The following is a 13,556-nucleotide window of genomic DNA, read 5'->3' as shown; positions in this document are numbered from 1 at the left end:
TGCCTGCCATGGTCTTTATCATATCCCATTATTGACAATGGTTCAAATTCTATACAGGGGCGTTACACGCGGCGACGTTTTGGCGGACGGCATCCATTGTGCGGGATTGGAGTGACGTCTTTGATCGCCGTAATTTCCAATCCGGCTGCCTGCAACGCCCGGATCGCTGCCTCACGGCCAGCCCCCGGACCTTTGACGTTCACTTCGACCGTTTTCATGCCGTGTTCCATCGACGCTTTCGCTGCCGCTTCGGCTGCCATTTGCGCCGCAAACGGCGTCGATTTACGCGAGCCTTTGAATCCGAGCGAACCAGCGCTCGCCCAGGCGATGGCGTTGCCATGAACGTCCGTAATCGTCACGATCGTGTTGTTGAAAGTCGAACGGATATGAGCGATGCCAGTGTCAATATTTTTTCTCACCCGGCGTTTGCGAGTGTTTGTTCTGCGTGCCATTCGTCAAATGACCTCCTTTGCGTGATTATTTTTTCTTATTCGCTACCGTACGGCGCGGACCTTTGCGCGTGCGGGCATTGTTTTTCGTGTTTTGGCCGCGAACCGGCAATCCGCGGCGATGGCGGAGTCCGCGATAGCAACCGATTTCCATCAGCCGTTTAATGTTTAACGATACTTCGCGGCGCAAATCCCCTTCCACTTTTAAGCGGCCAACGATTTCGCGAATGCGGCCAAGCTCTTCTTCCGTTAAGTCACGGACGCGCGTGTCTTCCGATACTCCTGCTTCTTTTAAGATTTTTTGCGCCGTTGGTTTGCCGATCCCGTAAATGTATGTTAACGAAATGACTACGCGCTTGTCGCGCGGAATGTCAACACCTGCAATACGTGCCATCGTAGTACACCTCCTTGGAAATTACCCTTGACGTTGTTTGTGTTTTGGGTTTTCACAAATGACCATGACTTTTCCGCGTCTGCGAATAACTTTGCATTTTTCGCAAATCGGTTTGACAGATGGTCTCACTTTCATGTTGTTTACCTCCTTATTAAACGGAGTGCAATCTTTTATTTATACCGATACGTGATTCGTCCACGCGTCAAATCATAGGGCGACAATTCCACCGTCACTCGGTCGCCGGGCAAAATGCGGATGAAGTGCATGCGGATTTTGCCGGACACATGGGCCAATACCGTATGCCCATTTTCTAATTCTACACGAAACATCGCATTTGGCAATGTTTCAATGACGGTGCCTTCTACTTCAATGACATCGTCTTTTGCCATCGAGCGGCTCCCCCTCCTTCGAATGAGTAACATTGTGTTACGCAAAACCGGACGGACATAAGGCGGCGCAATTGTCCACGGTGAACGGGAAGGTCGGTAAGCGGACGCCTTGATCGCGGAATCGGCGAAACAGCTTTAGACAACTGCAAACGTTGAAAACGGTTCGCCGATCTGCCCGAGCGCCTTGAGGCGGCTCTGCCTCGATCCGTTCACGTTAAAATTTCATAGCCATTTTCCGTAATCACAATCGTATGTTCGAAATGGGCACACCGTTTTCCGTCCGCCGTCACGACGGTCCAGTCATCAGCCAACGTTTTGACATGGCGGCTGCCCGCATTGACCATCGGTTCGATGCATAGCGTCATCCCCGGACGCAAAATCGGCCCTTTATTCGGCGGCCCATAATGTGGGACTTGCGGGTCTTCATGTAAGTGTTGACCAATTCCATGCCCCACATACTCGCGAACGACGGAAAAATGGTGCGCTTCAACATACGTTTGAATCGCATGAGAAATGTTCGTCAAACGAGCGCCTGGCTTCGCCTCGGCGAGTCCGACATACAACGATTGTTCTGTTACGTCGAGCAGCCGCTTTGTCTCCGCATCGATCTCCCCAACGGGATACGTCCAGGCGGAGTCGGCGTGATACCCTTCATACTGGGCGCCCACATCGATCGTAATAATGTCGCCCTCGCATAACACACGGTCGCCGGGAATGCCGTGCACAAGCTCCTCATTGACTGAAGCGCAAATGCTTCCCGGGAACCCTTGGTATCCTTTAAACGATGGAACGGCGCCATGGGAACGAATCACTTCCTCCGCGATGGCATCCAGTTCCTTTGTCGTGACCCCGGGGCGAATATGGTTTTTCAACTCTTCCAACGTAGCGGAAACAATTTTTCCAGCCTCGCGCATGAGGTTGATTTCGTGCGCGGTTTTGCAAATGATCATCGAGCAAGTCCCCCGAGCAATTCACGAATATCGGCAAACACCTTTTCCATGTCCTGTTCGCCGTTAATGTTGCGCAAATAGCCTTTTTGTTCGTAAAAGTCAACGAGCGGCTTCATTTGTTTCATATTCACTTCGAGCCGGTTCGCCACTGTCGCTTCGTTATCATCGGCGCGCTGGTACAATTCCCCCCCGCACTTATCGCAAACACCCGGTTTCGCCGGCGGATGAAAAACAAGATGGTACGTCGCTCCGCAGTTGCGGCAAATCCGTCTGCCGGTCAAGCGCTCCATTAAAACGTCTTGGCGGACATCGATATGGATGACATAGTCAAGTTTGCGGCCAATGTCGGCCAACATCGTTTCCAGCGCCTCCGCTTGAGCGACCGTGCGCGGGAATCCATCGAGCAAAAAACCGTTTTGGCAATCGTCTTTGCTCAGCCGTTCACGGACAATGCCGATCGTCACTTCATCCGGAACAAGGTCGCCGCGGTCCATATATTGCTTCGCTTGAAGCCCTAGCGGCGTTCCTTCCTTCATCGCCGCCCGAAACATATCGCCCGTTGAAATGTGCGGAATACCGTAAGCCGCTACGATTTTCTCGGCCTGCGTGCCTTTGCCGGCACCCGGCAGCCCCATCAGCACTAAATTCATCCTAACTCCCCCTATCGGCAAGGGACGCCCGCTCTTGCCTTCTTTATTTGATGAATCCACGGTAATGGCGTTTCACCAGCTGGCTCTCAAGCTGTTTCATTGTCTCCAGCGCCACGCCGACGACAATGAGCAAGCTCGTACCGCCAATTTTCGCAGAAGGTGGCAAGTTCGCAACGTTCACGAAGAACACCGGCAGCACGGCAATGACCGCTAAAAAGACAGAGCCGACGAGCGTCAGCCGGTACAAAATTCTCGTTACATACTCTTGTGTATTCTTTCCAGGACGGATGCCTGGAATGTAGCCGCCTTGCTTCTTCAAATTCTCCGCCATTTGCTCCGGGTTGACTTGGACGAACGCATAAAAGTACGTAAACGCGATAATAAGCACGACGTAAATCGTCATGCCAATCGGATGGGTATAATCAAACGTTCGGCGAATCCACAATGTTACATCATTCGTGCCAAAAAACGATGCAATGGTCGGTGGTGCAATCAAAAACGATACAGCAAAAATGACCGGAATGACTCCCGCTGGGTTCACTTTGAGCGGCAAATGAGTCGAGTGGCCGCCCACCGAGCTTCGGCCCTCAAGCCGCTTTGCGTATTGAATCGGAATTTTCCGGAACGCCTGCTGGATGTAAATGACACCAACAATGACGGCAACGATCGCCAACGCCACAAGCAGGAGCCGGACGATGCGCAAAAACACATCTTCCCCGACATTCTCAAACTGTTGGGCGTAAATTTGGTTCAAGACCGTCGGAATGCCTGAGACAATCCCGGCGAAAATAATGATCGAAATGCCATTGCCCACGCCTTTCGCGGTGATCTGTTCGCCGAGCCACATTAAAAATGCGGTGCCGGCGGTCAAGACAACCGCGATCAACAAATACGTGCCGATGCCCGGATTTCGAATGAGCATCCCGCCGGCTAAATTGTTGAAGCCGTACGACATGCCAAGCGCTTGGATAAACCCGAGCACGACCGTGAAATAGCGGGTAAACTGAGCTAATTTACGCCGGCCAACCTCGCCTTGCTTCGACCACTCCGTAAATTTGGGAACAACGTCCATTTGCAGCAGCTGGACGATAATCGACGCGGTGATGTAGGGCATAACCCCCATGGCAAAAATTGAAAAATTTTGCAGCGCCCCGCCGCCAAAAATGTTCAGGACGCCGAACGAATTTAATTCATCTTGCAGCTTGAGCACATCGGTGTTCACGCTCGGAACCGGGATGAACGTTCCGATGCGGAACACGATCAGCATAAGAAGAGTGAAAATGATTTTGTTTCGAATATCACTGACGCGCATAAAGTTGGAGATTGTCCGAAACATTAAATCACCTCAGTTTTACCGCCAGCCGCTTCAATGGCCTCTTTCGCCGATGCTGAGAATTTATGTGCTTTGACCGTCAGTTTTTTCTCGATTTGGCCTTTGCCTAAAATTTTCACACCCGATTTCAACTTGCTAATAACGCCCGTTTCAAGGAGCAATTCCGGCGTTACTTCCGTTCCGTCTTCAAAACGGTTCAGTTTTTCCAAGTTCACGACTGCATATTCTTTCCGGTTGATGTTCGTGAAGCCGCGCTTCGGCAAACGGCGGAACAACGGTGTTTGACCGCCCTCAAAACCGAGGCGAACCCCCCCACCCGAGCGGGCATTTTGACCTTTTTGACCACGTCCGGACGTTTTGCCGTTGCCTGACCCGATCCCGCGGCCGACACGAACCGCTTTCTTCCGGGAACCCGGCGCTGGTTGCAATTCATGAAGTTTCATGGCGAAGCACCTCCTTACGATTATTCCTCAATTTCTTTCACTTTGACCAGATGAGCGACTTTGTTGATCATCCCGCGGATGGCAGGATTGTCGTTATGGACGACCGTTTGATGCATTTTCCGCAAGCCGAGCGTTCTGACGGTAATGCGCTGATCTTCCGGACGGCCAATCACGCTGCGCGTGAGGGTAATCGCCAGTTTTTTTGCCATGATCGTTCCCTCCTTATCCTAACAGTTCCTCGACTGTTTTGCCGCGCAATTTTGCTACGTCTTCGGCGCGTTTTAATTGTTTCAACCCATCGAACGTGGCGCGCACCATGTTGATTGGCGTGTTCGAGCCGATTGATTTTGACAAAATGTCGCTGATGCCCGCCAGCTCTAATACGGCACGGGCCGGACCGCCGGCGATAACCCCGGTACCTTCAGAGGCCGGTTTTAAAATGATTTCCCCAGCGCCGAAGTGGCCGATGACTTCATGTGGAATCGTTGTGCCGACGATCGGCACTTCAATTAAGTTTTTCTTCGCATCTTCAATGGCTTTGCGGATCGCTTCCGGAACTTCTTGCGCTTTCCCGGTGCCAAATCCGACGTGGCCGTTTTTATCGCCGACGACGACGAGAGCTGAAAAGCGCAGGCGACGTCCGCCTTTCACGACTTTTGCTACACGGTTGACCGCGACTACACGCTCTTCGAGTTCGAGTTTATTTGGATTGATACGACGCATCGTTGTCCCTCCTTTGTGATTAGAATTCCAGACCAGCTTCGCGGGCGGCATCCGCTAGTGCTTTCACCCGGCCATGGTACAAATATCCGCCACGATCGAAGACGACTTGTTTGATGCCTTTTTCCAACGCCCGTTTGGCGACAAGTTCGCCGACTTTTTTCGCCGCCTCAATGTTGTTCGTCGAATCTAAGCCGAACTCTTTATCCAATGTCGACGCGCTGACAATCGTTGCTGATTTTGTATCATCAATAATTTGTGCATAAATATGTTTGTTTGAACGGAACACGCTCAACCGCGGACGTTCAGTCGTGCCGAAGATTTTTTTCCGGATGCGCGCGTGTCTTTTTTTGCGGACCGCGTTTCGGTCAACTTTTGTAATCATCGAGTGTCACTCCTTTCGCTTCGCTATGCCGCGTTATTTACCAGTTTTGCCTTCCTTCAGGCGCACCAATTCGCCTTCGTAGCGAATGCCTTTGCCTTTATACGGCTCCGGCGGGCGTACAGCACGAATGTTGGCTGCCAATTCGCCGACGCGTTGTTTGTCTGCCCCTTTGACGATAATTTTCGTTTGGGACGGCACTTCGATTTCGAGCCCTTCCTCTGGCTCAATTTCTACCGGATGGGAGTAACCGACGCTCAACACAAGCTTTTTCCCTTGTTTGGACGCCCGGTACCCGACACCAACGAGTTCGAGCGCTTTTTCATACCCTTTCGAAACGCCTTCGACCATGTTGGCGAGCAAGCTGCGCGTCGTGCCGTGGAGCGCGCGGTGATGTTTTTCATCGCTTGGGCGCGTAACGGTGATCACATTGCCCTCAACGGTGATCGTCATATCCGGATGGAACGTGCGGGTTAATTCCCCCTTCGGCCCTTTGACCGTAACGGTATTGCCGTTCACAGTAACGGTGACACCGGCAGGAATTTCAATTGGTTTTTTGCCGACACGTGACATGTCAAACACACCTCCATTCTTGAGCAAATAAATTACCAAACGTAGGCGATTACTTCGCCGCCCGTGCCTTTTTGCCGTGCTTCTTTGTCCGTTAAGACGCCTTGCGATGTCGAAAGAATCGCGATGCCTAAGCCGTTTAAGACGCGCGGCACTTCATGAGCCTTGACGTATACGCGCAAACCGGGTTTGCTGATGCGTTTCAGCCCTGTAATGACGCGTTCATTGTTCGGGCCGTACTTCAAGAAGATGCGGAGAATGCCTTGTTTGTTGTCTTCGATATATTCATAATCACGAATAAACCCTTCGCGCTTTAAAATTTCGGCGATTTCCCGCTTGATTTTCGAAGCCGGGACTTCGAGTTTTTCGTGACGAACCATATTCGCATTCCGAATGCGGGTCAGCATATCAGCAATTGGATCTGTCATCACCATTTTGTTTTACCTCCTTCCCAATCAATGGGTTGATTACCAGCTGGCTTTTTTGATGCCAGGAAGTTGACCTTTATATGCGAGTTCACGGAAACAAATACGGCAAAGTTTAAACTTGCGGTAAACCGAATGCGGGCGGCCGCAGCGCTCGCAGCGGGTATACGCTCTTACTTTAAACTTCGGCGTCCGTTTTTGTTTCGCGATCATCGATTTTTTAGCCACGATTTCGCCTCCCTTTCCTTATGGGATCATTATTTTTGGAATGGCATGCCCAGCAACGCCAGCAGTTCACGCGCTTCTTCGTCCGTGTTGGCCGTTGTGACGATCACGATATCCATGCCGCGCACTTTGTTCACTTTATCGTAGTCAATCTCCGGGAAAATGAGCTGCTCTTTAATGCCGAGCGTATAGTTGCCGCGGCCATCGAACGCTTTTTTCGATACCCCGCGGAAGTCGCGCACGCGCGGGAGCGAGACCGAGATCAACTTATCAAGAAATTCATACATCCGTTCACCGCGCAACGTTACTTTTGCACCGATCGGCATCCCTTGGCGGAGACGGAAGCCCGCAATCGATTTTTTCGCGCGCGTCACAACCGGACGCTGGCCGGCGATCAACGTCAGCTCTTCAACGGCGCTGTCTAATGCTTTCGGGTTTTGCACCGCGTCGCCGACACCCATGTTGATGACGATTTTTTCGATTTTCGGCACTTGCATGATCGATTTATAGTTGAACTTGCTCATCAGAGCAGGAACGACTTCTTTTACATACTTCTCTTTTAGGCGGTTCATAAAGGTACCTCCTTTCCTGCGTCACGATTATTTATCTAAAATCTCTCCGGATTTTTTCGCGTAGCGCACTTTTTTACCGTCGACAATTTTGTAGCCGATGCGCGTCGGTTCGCCTGTTTTCGGATCTAACGGCATCACTTTCGACACATGGATCGGCGCCTCTTTTTCGATGATGCCGCCTTGCGGATTCGCTTGCGACGGTTTCGCATGCTTTTTCACAATGTTGACGCCCTCAACGATGACGCGGTTTTTCTTCGGAAACGCCGCCAGGATGACGCCTTGTTTGCCTTTGTCTTTACCGGAGATTACTTGCACTTTGTCACCTTTTTTTACATGCATCGCATTCGCACCTCCTTGAAACGTGCTTCCGTCCCATTAGATAACTTCCGGGGCTAACGAAATGATTTTCATGAAATCTTTGTCGCGCAGTTCGCGGGCAACCGGCCCAAAAATACGCGTGCCGCGCGGGCTTTTGTCATCACGGATGATGACGCAGGCGTTCTCGTCAAAACGGATATATGAACCGTCCGGACGGCGCACCCCGCGTTTTGTGCGGACGACCACCGCTTTTACGACTTGACCTTTTTTAACAACGCCACCTGGCGTCGCATCTTTAACCGTAGCGACAACAACATCGCCGATGTTCGCATAGCGGCGGCCCGAGCCTCCGAGCACTTTAATGACAAGCACTTCGCGTGCGCCAGAGTTATCAGCTACTTTTAAGCGAGATTCTTGTTGAATCATCGACGAAACCTCCTTTCGGACTTATCTCCCCGAACTGGAATGAAATGATTACAGAACAACTGCTTTTTCAACGATCTCGACGAGGCGGAATCGTTTCGTTGCCGACAGCGGGCGGGTTTCCATGATTTTGACGATGTCGCCCACTTTCGCTTCGTTATGTTCGTCATGCGCTTTATATTTTTTCGAATATTTCACGCGCTTGCCGTATAACGGATGTTTTTTGTACGTTTCAACCAAAACGGTAATCGTTTTGTCCATTTTGTCTGATACGACCCGTCCGACGTACACTTTTCGTTGATTGCGTTCGCTCATTCCGCAAACCTCCTCTCAAACATTATTTATTGGCAGCGAGCTCACGTTCACGAATGATCGTTTTCATACGGGCGATGTCTTTGCGCACTTGGCGGATGCGCGCCGTGTTTTCGAGTTGGCCCGTCGCCAGCTGGAAGCGAAGGTTGAACAACTCTTCCTTCAACGCTTTAATTTTTTGTTCGATTTCGGCAGTGGTTAACTCACGGATTTCTTTCGCTTTCATTACGCCTCACCACCAGTTTCTTCACGTTTTACGAATTTGCATTTGATCGGAAGTTTGTGAGAAGCCAAACGCAACGCTTCACGTGCCACTTCCTCGGAAACACCGCCCACTTCAAACATCACTTTGCCTGGTTTGACAACGGCAACCCAGCCTTCCGGAGCCCCTTTACCGGAACCCATCCGCACTTCAAGCGGTTTCGCTGTGTATGGCTTCGAAGGGAAAATGCGAATCCATACTTTTCCGCCCCGTCTCATGTAGCGGGTCATTGCCCGACGGGCGGCCTCAATTTGCCGGTTCGTAATCCAAGCCGATTCCAGCGCTTGCAGGCCGAATTCACCAAAATGAACTTCCGTACCGCCTTTGGCGCGGCCTTTCATCCGTCCGCGATGTTCACGGCGATATTTGACGCGTTTTGGCATTAACATGATTATTTTCCTCCTTCCTCAGCTTTTTTCTTTGTCGGAAGGACTTCCCCACGGTAAATCCATACTTTCACGCCGATTTTTCCGTACGTCGTATCGGCTTCTGCCGTCGCATAGTCAATGTCAGCGCGCAGCGTATGGAGTGGAACCGTCCCTTCGCTGTAATGTTCCGAACGTGCAATCTCTGCACCGCCTAAGCGGCCGGACACCATCGTTTTGATCCCTTTCGCCCCGGCGCGCATCGCCCGTTGAATCGCTTGTTTTTGCGCCCGGCGGAACGATACGCGGTTTTCAAGCTGGCGGGCAATATTTTCCGCAACAAGTTTCGCATCCAAATCCGGTTTTTTGATTTCAACGATGTTGATGTGAACGCGTTTGCCGGTCAATTGCGTGAGCGCTTTGCGGAGCGCTTCCACTTCCGAACCGCCTTTCCCGATGACCATGCCCGGTTTCGCCGTATGGATCGTCACGTTGACGCGGTTGGCGGCGCGTTCAATCTCTACGCGGGAAACGGCTGCGTCCTGCAAACGTTTGTTGATGTATTCACGGATTTTTAAGTCCTCATGCACGAGGTCTGCATAGTCTTTTTCCGCATACCATCTCGATTCCCAGTCACGAATGATGCCGATGCGCAGACCGATCGGATTGACCTTTTGACCCACGGATTATCCCTCCTTCTTTTCTGACACGACGATTGTAATATGGCTTGTGCGTTTATTAATGGCGCTTGCCCGGCCCATCGCACGCGGACGGAAACGTTTCAACGTTGGACCTTCATCAACGTACGCTTGGGAAATGACCAAGTTGTTGACGTCCATGTCATAGTTGTGTTCAGCGTTGGCAACAGCCGATTTCAACACTTTTTCAATGATCGGGGAAGCCGCTTTTGGCGTGTGGCGCAAAATCGCGAATGCTTCGCCCACTTCCTTCCCACGGATCAAGTCAATGACTAAGCGCGCTTTACGAGGAGCGATGCGAACGGTTCTCGCAACAGCTTTAGCTTGCATATCCAGAACCTCCTCTCATTACCGTTTTGTTTTCTTGTCATCGCCAGCATGGCCGCGGAACGTGCGCGTCGGCGCAAATTCACCCAATTTGTGCCCGACCATGTCTTCTGTGATGTATACCGGTACATGTTTGCGGCCGTCATATACGGCGATCGTATGGCCGACAAACTGCGGGAAGATCGTCGAACGGCGAGACCATGTTTTGATCACTTGTTTTTGCCCAGTTTCATTGAGCTTTTCGATTTTTTTCATCAAATGTTCATCGCAAAACGGACCTTTTTTCAAGCTGCGACCCATAAGTGAACCTCCCTTCTGAATTGCGCTCGTTCATTATTTCTTACGGCGGCGAATGATGAATTTATCCGATTTGTTTTTCTTTTTGCGCGTTTTGTATCCGAGCGTCGGTTTGCCCCACGGCGTCATCGGCGACTTGCGTCCGATCGGTGCTTTCCCTTCACCACCGCCGTGCGGATGATCAACTGGGTTCATAACCGAACCTCGAACAGTCGGACGGATGCCTAACCAGCGAGCGCGCCCTGCTTTCCCGATGTTGACAAGTTCATGTTGCTCGTTGCCGACTTCACCGACAGTAGCGCGGCATTTGCCCAAAATCATGCGCACTTCGCCCGAAGCGAGGCGAACGATGACATATTTGCCTTCTTTCCCGAGCACTTGCGCCGACGTTCCGGCTGCACGCACCAATTGCCCGCCGCGGCCCGGCTTCAATTCGATGTTGTGGACAAGCGTACCGACCGGGATGTTTTCAAGCGGCAATGCATTCCCGATTTTAATGTCCGCATCCGGACCCGACATGATTTCCATGCCGACTTTTAAGTTTTTCGGCGCGATGATGTACCGTTTTTCACCGTCTGCATAGTTGATGAGCGCGATGTTCGCCGAGCGGTTCGGATCGTACTCAATCGTAGCAACGCGTCCTGGAATTCCATCTTTGTCACGCTTAAAGTCGATGATCCGGTATTGACGCTTATGACCCCCGCCTTGATGGCGAACGGTAATTTTCCCTTGGTTGTTGCGGCCTGCTTTTTTCTTTAATGGAGCAAGCAGCGATTTTTCCGGCTGGTCTGTCGTGATCTCCGAGAAATCAAGCACCGTCATGCCGCGACGGCCGTTCGATGTCGGTTTGTATTTTTTAATCGCCATCGGAATGTCCCTCCTTCGCTTTTAGTCTTACACTTCAAACAGTTCGATTTCTTTGCTGTCTGGCGTCAGCGTAACGATCGCTTTGCGGCGGCGGTTCGTATAGCCGCTGTAGCGGCCGACGCGTTTAAATTTCCCTTTATAGTTCATGATGTTGACTTTCTCGACTTTGACGCCAAAAATTTTCTCGACCGCGTCTTTCACTTCCGTTTTGTTCGCTTTGACGTCGACCTCAAACGTATATTTCTTTTGCCCGATCAAATTCATTGTGTTTTCCGTGATGATGGGGCGCTTAATAATGTCGCGAGGGTCTTTCATTATGCAAGCACCTCCTCTACTTTCTCCACGGCCGCCTTCGTAATGACGAGCTTATCGTGGTTTAACACGTCAAGCACGTTGATGCCGTTGGCTGGAACGACTTTGACGCCCGGGATGTTGCGCGCCGACAAATATACATTCTCATTGAGTTCGTCGGTCACAATGAGTGCTTTCCGATCCACCGAGAGATTGTTTAAAATTTTGACCATTTCCTTCGTCTTCGGTGCTTCAAGCGACAATTGGTCCAGTACCACGATGTCGTTTTCGAGCACTTTTGAAGACAATGCCGATTTGATCGCTAAACGACGGACTTTTTTCGGCAATTTGTAGCTGTAGCTGCGCGGAACCGGACCAAAGACCGTGCCGCCGCCGCGCCATTGCGGAGCGCGAATCGAACCTTGGCGGGCGCGTCCTGTCCCTTTTTGACGCCACGGTTTGCGGCCGCCGCCGCTCACTTCCGCGCGGTTTTTCGTTTTGTGCGTTCCTTGGCGCATCGAGGCGCGCTGCATAATGACAGCTTCGAACAATACGTGTTTATTCGGTTCAATCCCAAAAACGGCATCGTTCAGCTCGATTTCTCCGACTGTCTGCCCGTTTTGGTTATATAATGCTACTTTTGGCATTACGTAGTTCCTCCTTTCTCGGCCAAATGTTATTTCGCCTTCGCTTTCGCTTTAACGGCGCTTTTTACGATCACTAATCCTTTTCTCGGGCCCGGTACGTTCCCTTTGATGAGCAACAAGTTACGTTCCGGATCGACCTTGACAATTTTCAAGTTTTGAATCGTCACACGCTCGCCGCCCATGCGTCCCGGCAAGTTTTTCGTTTTGAATACGCGGTTTGGCGCGATGGCACCCATCGAACCCGGGCGACGATGATAGCGAGAGCCGTGAGCCATTGGCCCGCGCGACTGGCCATGGCGCTTAATGGCCCCTTGGAACCCTTTCCCCTTGGAAATGCCTGTGACATCGACGATGTCGCCTTCGCTGAAAATGTCCACTTTTACTTCTTGGCCAACTTCATACTCATTGATGTTGGCGCCGCGAATTTCACGAATGAAGCGCTTAGGTGCCGTGTTTGCTTTGGCAGCATGGCCAATTTGCGGTTTGTTGGCGCGTTTTTCGCTAATATCTTCAAACCCTAATTGGATCGCTTCATAACCGTCGTTTTCGATCGTTTTCTTTTGCAACACGACGTTTGGCGTTGCATGGATGACAGTAACCGGAATCAAATCGCCATTTTCCGCAAATATTTGCGTCATACCGATTTTTCTGCCTAAGATTCCCTTCGTCATTCGTCACACCTCCTAATCGATTAAAGTTTAATTTCAATATCAACGCCCGACGGCAAATCCAGCCGCATCAACGAATCAACCGTTTGCGGAGTCGGATTGATAATGTCAATTAAACGTTTGTGTGTCCGCATTTCGAATTGTTCACGAGAGTCTTTGTACTTGTGAACGGCACGCAAAATCGTATAGACCGTTCTTTCCGTCGGCAGCGGGATCGGCCCCGACACTTTCGCCCCAGAACGTTTTGCCGTTTCGACGATTTTCTCTGCCGATTGATCTAAAATTCGATGATCATAAGCCTTTAAACGAATACGGATTTTTTCTTTTGCCATTTTGGTTTCCCTCCTTCTTCGCCTATTTTGAAAATAGACTTCTCCATGGAAATTTCCTGCACACCGCCGTGGCAAAGCGGCCGGGTGTGTCAGCAACCTTCCACTTCATCGCAGTCAAAGACCAACATTTGATATTATACTCGTATGTAAGCGAGATTGCAAGTGATTTCTTCGCTTTTCCCACACTTCCTCATTATACATAGCGGCCGCCTCATTTTCAACAAGACACCCAAACGGTGAAGTTTGG

The 13,556-nt window shown here is 51.0% G+C and carries 28 protein-coding genes; all 28 read right to left on the bottom strand.

Features of this window, described 5'->3' with window-relative positions:
- Nucleotides 1–62: 62 nt before the first annotated feature.
- The 28 genes from rpsK to rpsJ all read right to left on the bottom strand — a co-directional run bounded on the left by rpsK (nucleotide 63) and on the right by rpsJ (nucleotide 13,309).
- On the bottom strand, nucleotides 63–452 hold the full coding sequence (gene rpsK, locus QSJ10_RS00785; protein ID WP_011229644.1) for a 30S ribosomal protein S11: 390 nt from the start codon (nucleotides 450–452) through the stop codon (nucleotides 63–65).
- A 25-nt stretch (nucleotides 453–477) separates the two neighbouring features.
- The gene (rpsM, locus tag QSJ10_RS00780) at nucleotides 478–843 is read right to left on the bottom strand and encodes a 30S ribosomal protein S13 (RefSeq protein ID WP_008881920.1); all 366 of its coding nucleotides are present in this window, start codon (nucleotides 841–843) and stop codon (nucleotides 478–480) included.
- A 21-nt stretch (nucleotides 844–864) separates the two neighbouring features.
- Complete coding sequence (gene rpmJ, locus QSJ10_RS00775) at nucleotides 865–978, bottom strand: 50S ribosomal protein L36 (protein ID WP_003247619.1); 114 nt, start codon at nucleotides 976–978, stop codon at nucleotides 865–867.
- A gap of 35 nt (nucleotides 979–1,013) precedes the next feature.
- On the bottom strand, nucleotides 1,014–1,232 hold the full coding sequence (gene infA / locus QSJ10_RS00770) for a translation initiation factor IF-1 (RefSeq protein WP_011229642.1): 219 nt from the start codon (nucleotides 1,230–1,232) through the stop codon (nucleotides 1,014–1,016).
- A 209-nt stretch (nucleotides 1,233–1,441) separates the two neighbouring features.
- Complete coding sequence (map, locus tag QSJ10_RS00765; protein ID WP_053532696.1) at nucleotides 1,442–2,182, bottom strand: type I methionyl aminopeptidase; 741 nt, start codon at nucleotides 2,180–2,182, stop codon at nucleotides 1,442–1,444.
- On the bottom strand, nucleotides 2,179–2,832 hold the full coding sequence (locus QSJ10_RS00760) for an adenylate kinase (protein ID WP_049624206.1): 654 nt from the start codon (nucleotides 2,830–2,832) through the stop codon (nucleotides 2,179–2,181). The genes map and QSJ10_RS00760 overlap by 4 nt, the downstream gene beginning before the upstream one ends.
- A 43-nt stretch (nucleotides 2,833–2,875) precedes the next feature.
- Nucleotides 2,876–4,168 carry a preprotein translocase subunit SecY gene (gene secY / locus QSJ10_RS00755; protein ID WP_049624207.1) on the bottom strand — a complete coding sequence of 431 codons (1,293 nt, stop codon included), beginning with the start codon at nucleotides 4,166–4,168 and terminating at the stop codon, nucleotides 2,876–2,878.
- Nucleotides 4,168–4,608: a 50S ribosomal protein L15 gene (gene rplO, locus QSJ10_RS00750; protein WP_011229638.1), complete on the bottom strand. Its 441-nt coding sequence runs from the start codon at nucleotides 4,606–4,608 to the stop codon at nucleotides 4,168–4,170. Before rplO ends, secY begins: the two co-directional genes overlap by 1 nt.
- A gap of 20 nt (nucleotides 4,609–4,628) precedes the next feature.
- A complete protein-coding gene (rpmD, locus tag QSJ10_RS00745; RefSeq protein ID WP_033008683.1) occupies nucleotides 4,629–4,817 on the bottom strand; it encodes a 50S ribosomal protein L30 in 189 nt (62 codons plus the stop codon).
- A 13-nt stretch (nucleotides 4,818–4,830) separates the two neighbouring features.
- Nucleotides 4,831–5,331: a 30S ribosomal protein S5 gene (gene rpsE / locus QSJ10_RS00740; protein ID WP_033017242.1), complete on the bottom strand. Its 501-nt coding sequence runs from the start codon at nucleotides 5,329–5,331 to the stop codon at nucleotides 4,831–4,833.
- Nucleotides 5,332–5,350: 19 nt separating this feature from the next.
- A complete protein-coding gene (gene rplR, locus QSJ10_RS00735) occupies nucleotides 5,351–5,713 on the bottom strand; it encodes a 50S ribosomal protein L18 (protein WP_033008681.1) in 363 nt (120 codons plus the stop codon).
- A 33-nt stretch (nucleotides 5,714–5,746) separates the two neighbouring features.
- A complete protein-coding gene (gene rplF / locus QSJ10_RS00730; protein ID WP_011229634.1) occupies nucleotides 5,747–6,283 on the bottom strand; it encodes a 50S ribosomal protein L6 in 537 nt (178 codons plus the stop codon).
- A 32-nt stretch (nucleotides 6,284–6,315) separates the two neighbouring features.
- On the bottom strand, nucleotides 6,316–6,714 hold the full coding sequence (gene rpsH / locus QSJ10_RS00725; RefSeq protein WP_033008676.1) for a 30S ribosomal protein S8: 399 nt from the start codon (nucleotides 6,712–6,714) through the stop codon (nucleotides 6,316–6,318).
- 33 nt (nucleotides 6,715–6,747) lie between these two features.
- A complete protein-coding gene (locus QSJ10_RS00720) occupies nucleotides 6,748–6,933 on the bottom strand; it encodes a type Z 30S ribosomal protein S14 (RefSeq protein ID WP_003247599.1) in 186 nt (61 codons plus the stop codon).
- Nucleotides 6,934–6,962: 29 nt separating this feature from the next.
- Nucleotides 6,963–7,502, bottom strand: a complete 540-nt coding sequence (gene rplE / locus QSJ10_RS00715; protein ID WP_033008675.1) for a 50S ribosomal protein L5 — start codon at nucleotides 7,500–7,502, stop codon at nucleotides 6,963–6,965.
- A 27-nt stretch (nucleotides 7,503–7,529) separates the two neighbouring features.
- Nucleotides 7,530–7,841: a 50S ribosomal protein L24 gene (rplX, locus tag QSJ10_RS00710; RefSeq protein WP_011229631.1), complete on the bottom strand. Its 312-nt coding sequence runs from the start codon at nucleotides 7,839–7,841 to the stop codon at nucleotides 7,530–7,532.
- 36 nt (nucleotides 7,842–7,877) lie between these two features.
- A complete protein-coding gene (rplN, locus tag QSJ10_RS00705) occupies nucleotides 7,878–8,246 on the bottom strand; it encodes a 50S ribosomal protein L14 (RefSeq protein ID WP_011229630.1) in 369 nt (122 codons plus the stop codon).
- A 48-nt stretch (nucleotides 8,247–8,294) separates the two neighbouring features.
- Nucleotides 8,295–8,558, bottom strand: coding sequence for a 30S ribosomal protein S17 (gene rpsQ / locus QSJ10_RS00700; protein WP_033008672.1), 264 nt, complete (start codon nucleotides 8,556–8,558; stop codon nucleotides 8,295–8,297).
- Between the two features lie 22 nt (nucleotides 8,559–8,580).
- Nucleotides 8,581–8,781 carry a 50S ribosomal protein L29 gene (gene rpmC / locus QSJ10_RS00695; protein ID WP_011229628.1) on the bottom strand — a complete coding sequence of 67 codons (201 nt, stop codon included), beginning with the start codon at nucleotides 8,779–8,781 and terminating at the stop codon, nucleotides 8,581–8,583.
- On the bottom strand, nucleotides 8,781–9,206 hold the full coding sequence (gene rplP / locus QSJ10_RS00690) for a 50S ribosomal protein L16 (RefSeq protein ID WP_011229627.1): 426 nt from the start codon (nucleotides 9,204–9,206) through the stop codon (nucleotides 8,781–8,783). Before rplP ends, rpmC begins: the two co-directional genes overlap by 1 nt.
- A gap of 2 nt (nucleotides 9,207–9,208) precedes the next feature.
- Nucleotides 9,209–9,865 (bottom strand): 30S ribosomal protein S3, encoded by a 657-nt coding sequence (gene rpsC, locus QSJ10_RS00685; RefSeq protein WP_033008670.1) that lies wholly within the window; start codon nucleotides 9,863–9,865, stop codon nucleotides 9,209–9,211.
- Between the two features lie 3 nt (nucleotides 9,866–9,868).
- Nucleotides 9,869–10,210: a 50S ribosomal protein L22 gene (gene rplV, locus QSJ10_RS00680; RefSeq protein WP_033008668.1), complete on the bottom strand. Its 342-nt coding sequence runs from the start codon at nucleotides 10,208–10,210 to the stop codon at nucleotides 9,869–9,871.
- An 18-nt stretch (nucleotides 10,211–10,228) separates the two neighbouring features.
- Entirely contained in the window at nucleotides 10,229–10,507 is a 279-nt protein-coding gene (rpsS, locus tag QSJ10_RS00675) for a 30S ribosomal protein S19 (protein ID WP_003247570.1), read from the bottom strand.
- A gap of 33 nt (nucleotides 10,508–10,540) precedes the next feature.
- Nucleotides 10,541–11,371, bottom strand: a complete 831-nt coding sequence (gene rplB, locus QSJ10_RS00670) for a 50S ribosomal protein L2 (protein WP_011229623.1) — start codon at nucleotides 11,369–11,371, stop codon at nucleotides 10,541–10,543.
- 27 nt (nucleotides 11,372–11,398) lie between these two features.
- On the bottom strand, nucleotides 11,399–11,686 hold the full coding sequence (gene rplW, locus QSJ10_RS00665) for a 50S ribosomal protein L23 (protein WP_033008663.1): 288 nt from the start codon (nucleotides 11,684–11,686) through the stop codon (nucleotides 11,399–11,401).
- On the bottom strand, nucleotides 11,686–12,309 hold the full coding sequence (gene rplD / locus QSJ10_RS00660; protein ID WP_033008661.1) for a 50S ribosomal protein L4: 624 nt from the start codon (nucleotides 12,307–12,309) through the stop codon (nucleotides 11,686–11,688). Before rplD ends, rplW begins: the two co-directional genes overlap by 1 nt.
- A 29-nt stretch (nucleotides 12,310–12,338) precedes the next feature.
- Nucleotides 12,339–12,980 (bottom strand): 50S ribosomal protein L3, encoded by a 642-nt coding sequence (rplC, locus tag QSJ10_RS00655; protein WP_033008659.1) that lies wholly within the window; start codon nucleotides 12,978–12,980, stop codon nucleotides 12,339–12,341.
- A 20-nt stretch (nucleotides 12,981–13,000) separates the two neighbouring features.
- Nucleotides 13,001–13,309, bottom strand: coding sequence for a 30S ribosomal protein S10 (gene rpsJ / locus QSJ10_RS00650; RefSeq protein WP_008881945.1), 309 nt, complete (start codon nucleotides 13,307–13,309; stop codon nucleotides 13,001–13,003).
- Between the last annotated feature and the right edge of the window lie 247 nt (nucleotides 13,310–13,556).

Origin of the sequence: Geobacillus stearothermophilus ATCC 12980 (assembly GCF_030369615.1) — a bacterium.
Lineage (GTDB): Bacteria > Bacillota > Bacilli > Bacillales > Anoxybacillaceae > Geobacillus > Geobacillus stearothermophilus.
Note: the sequence above shows the minus strand (reverse complement) of the source record. Positions and strands in the feature narration are given on the sequence as shown.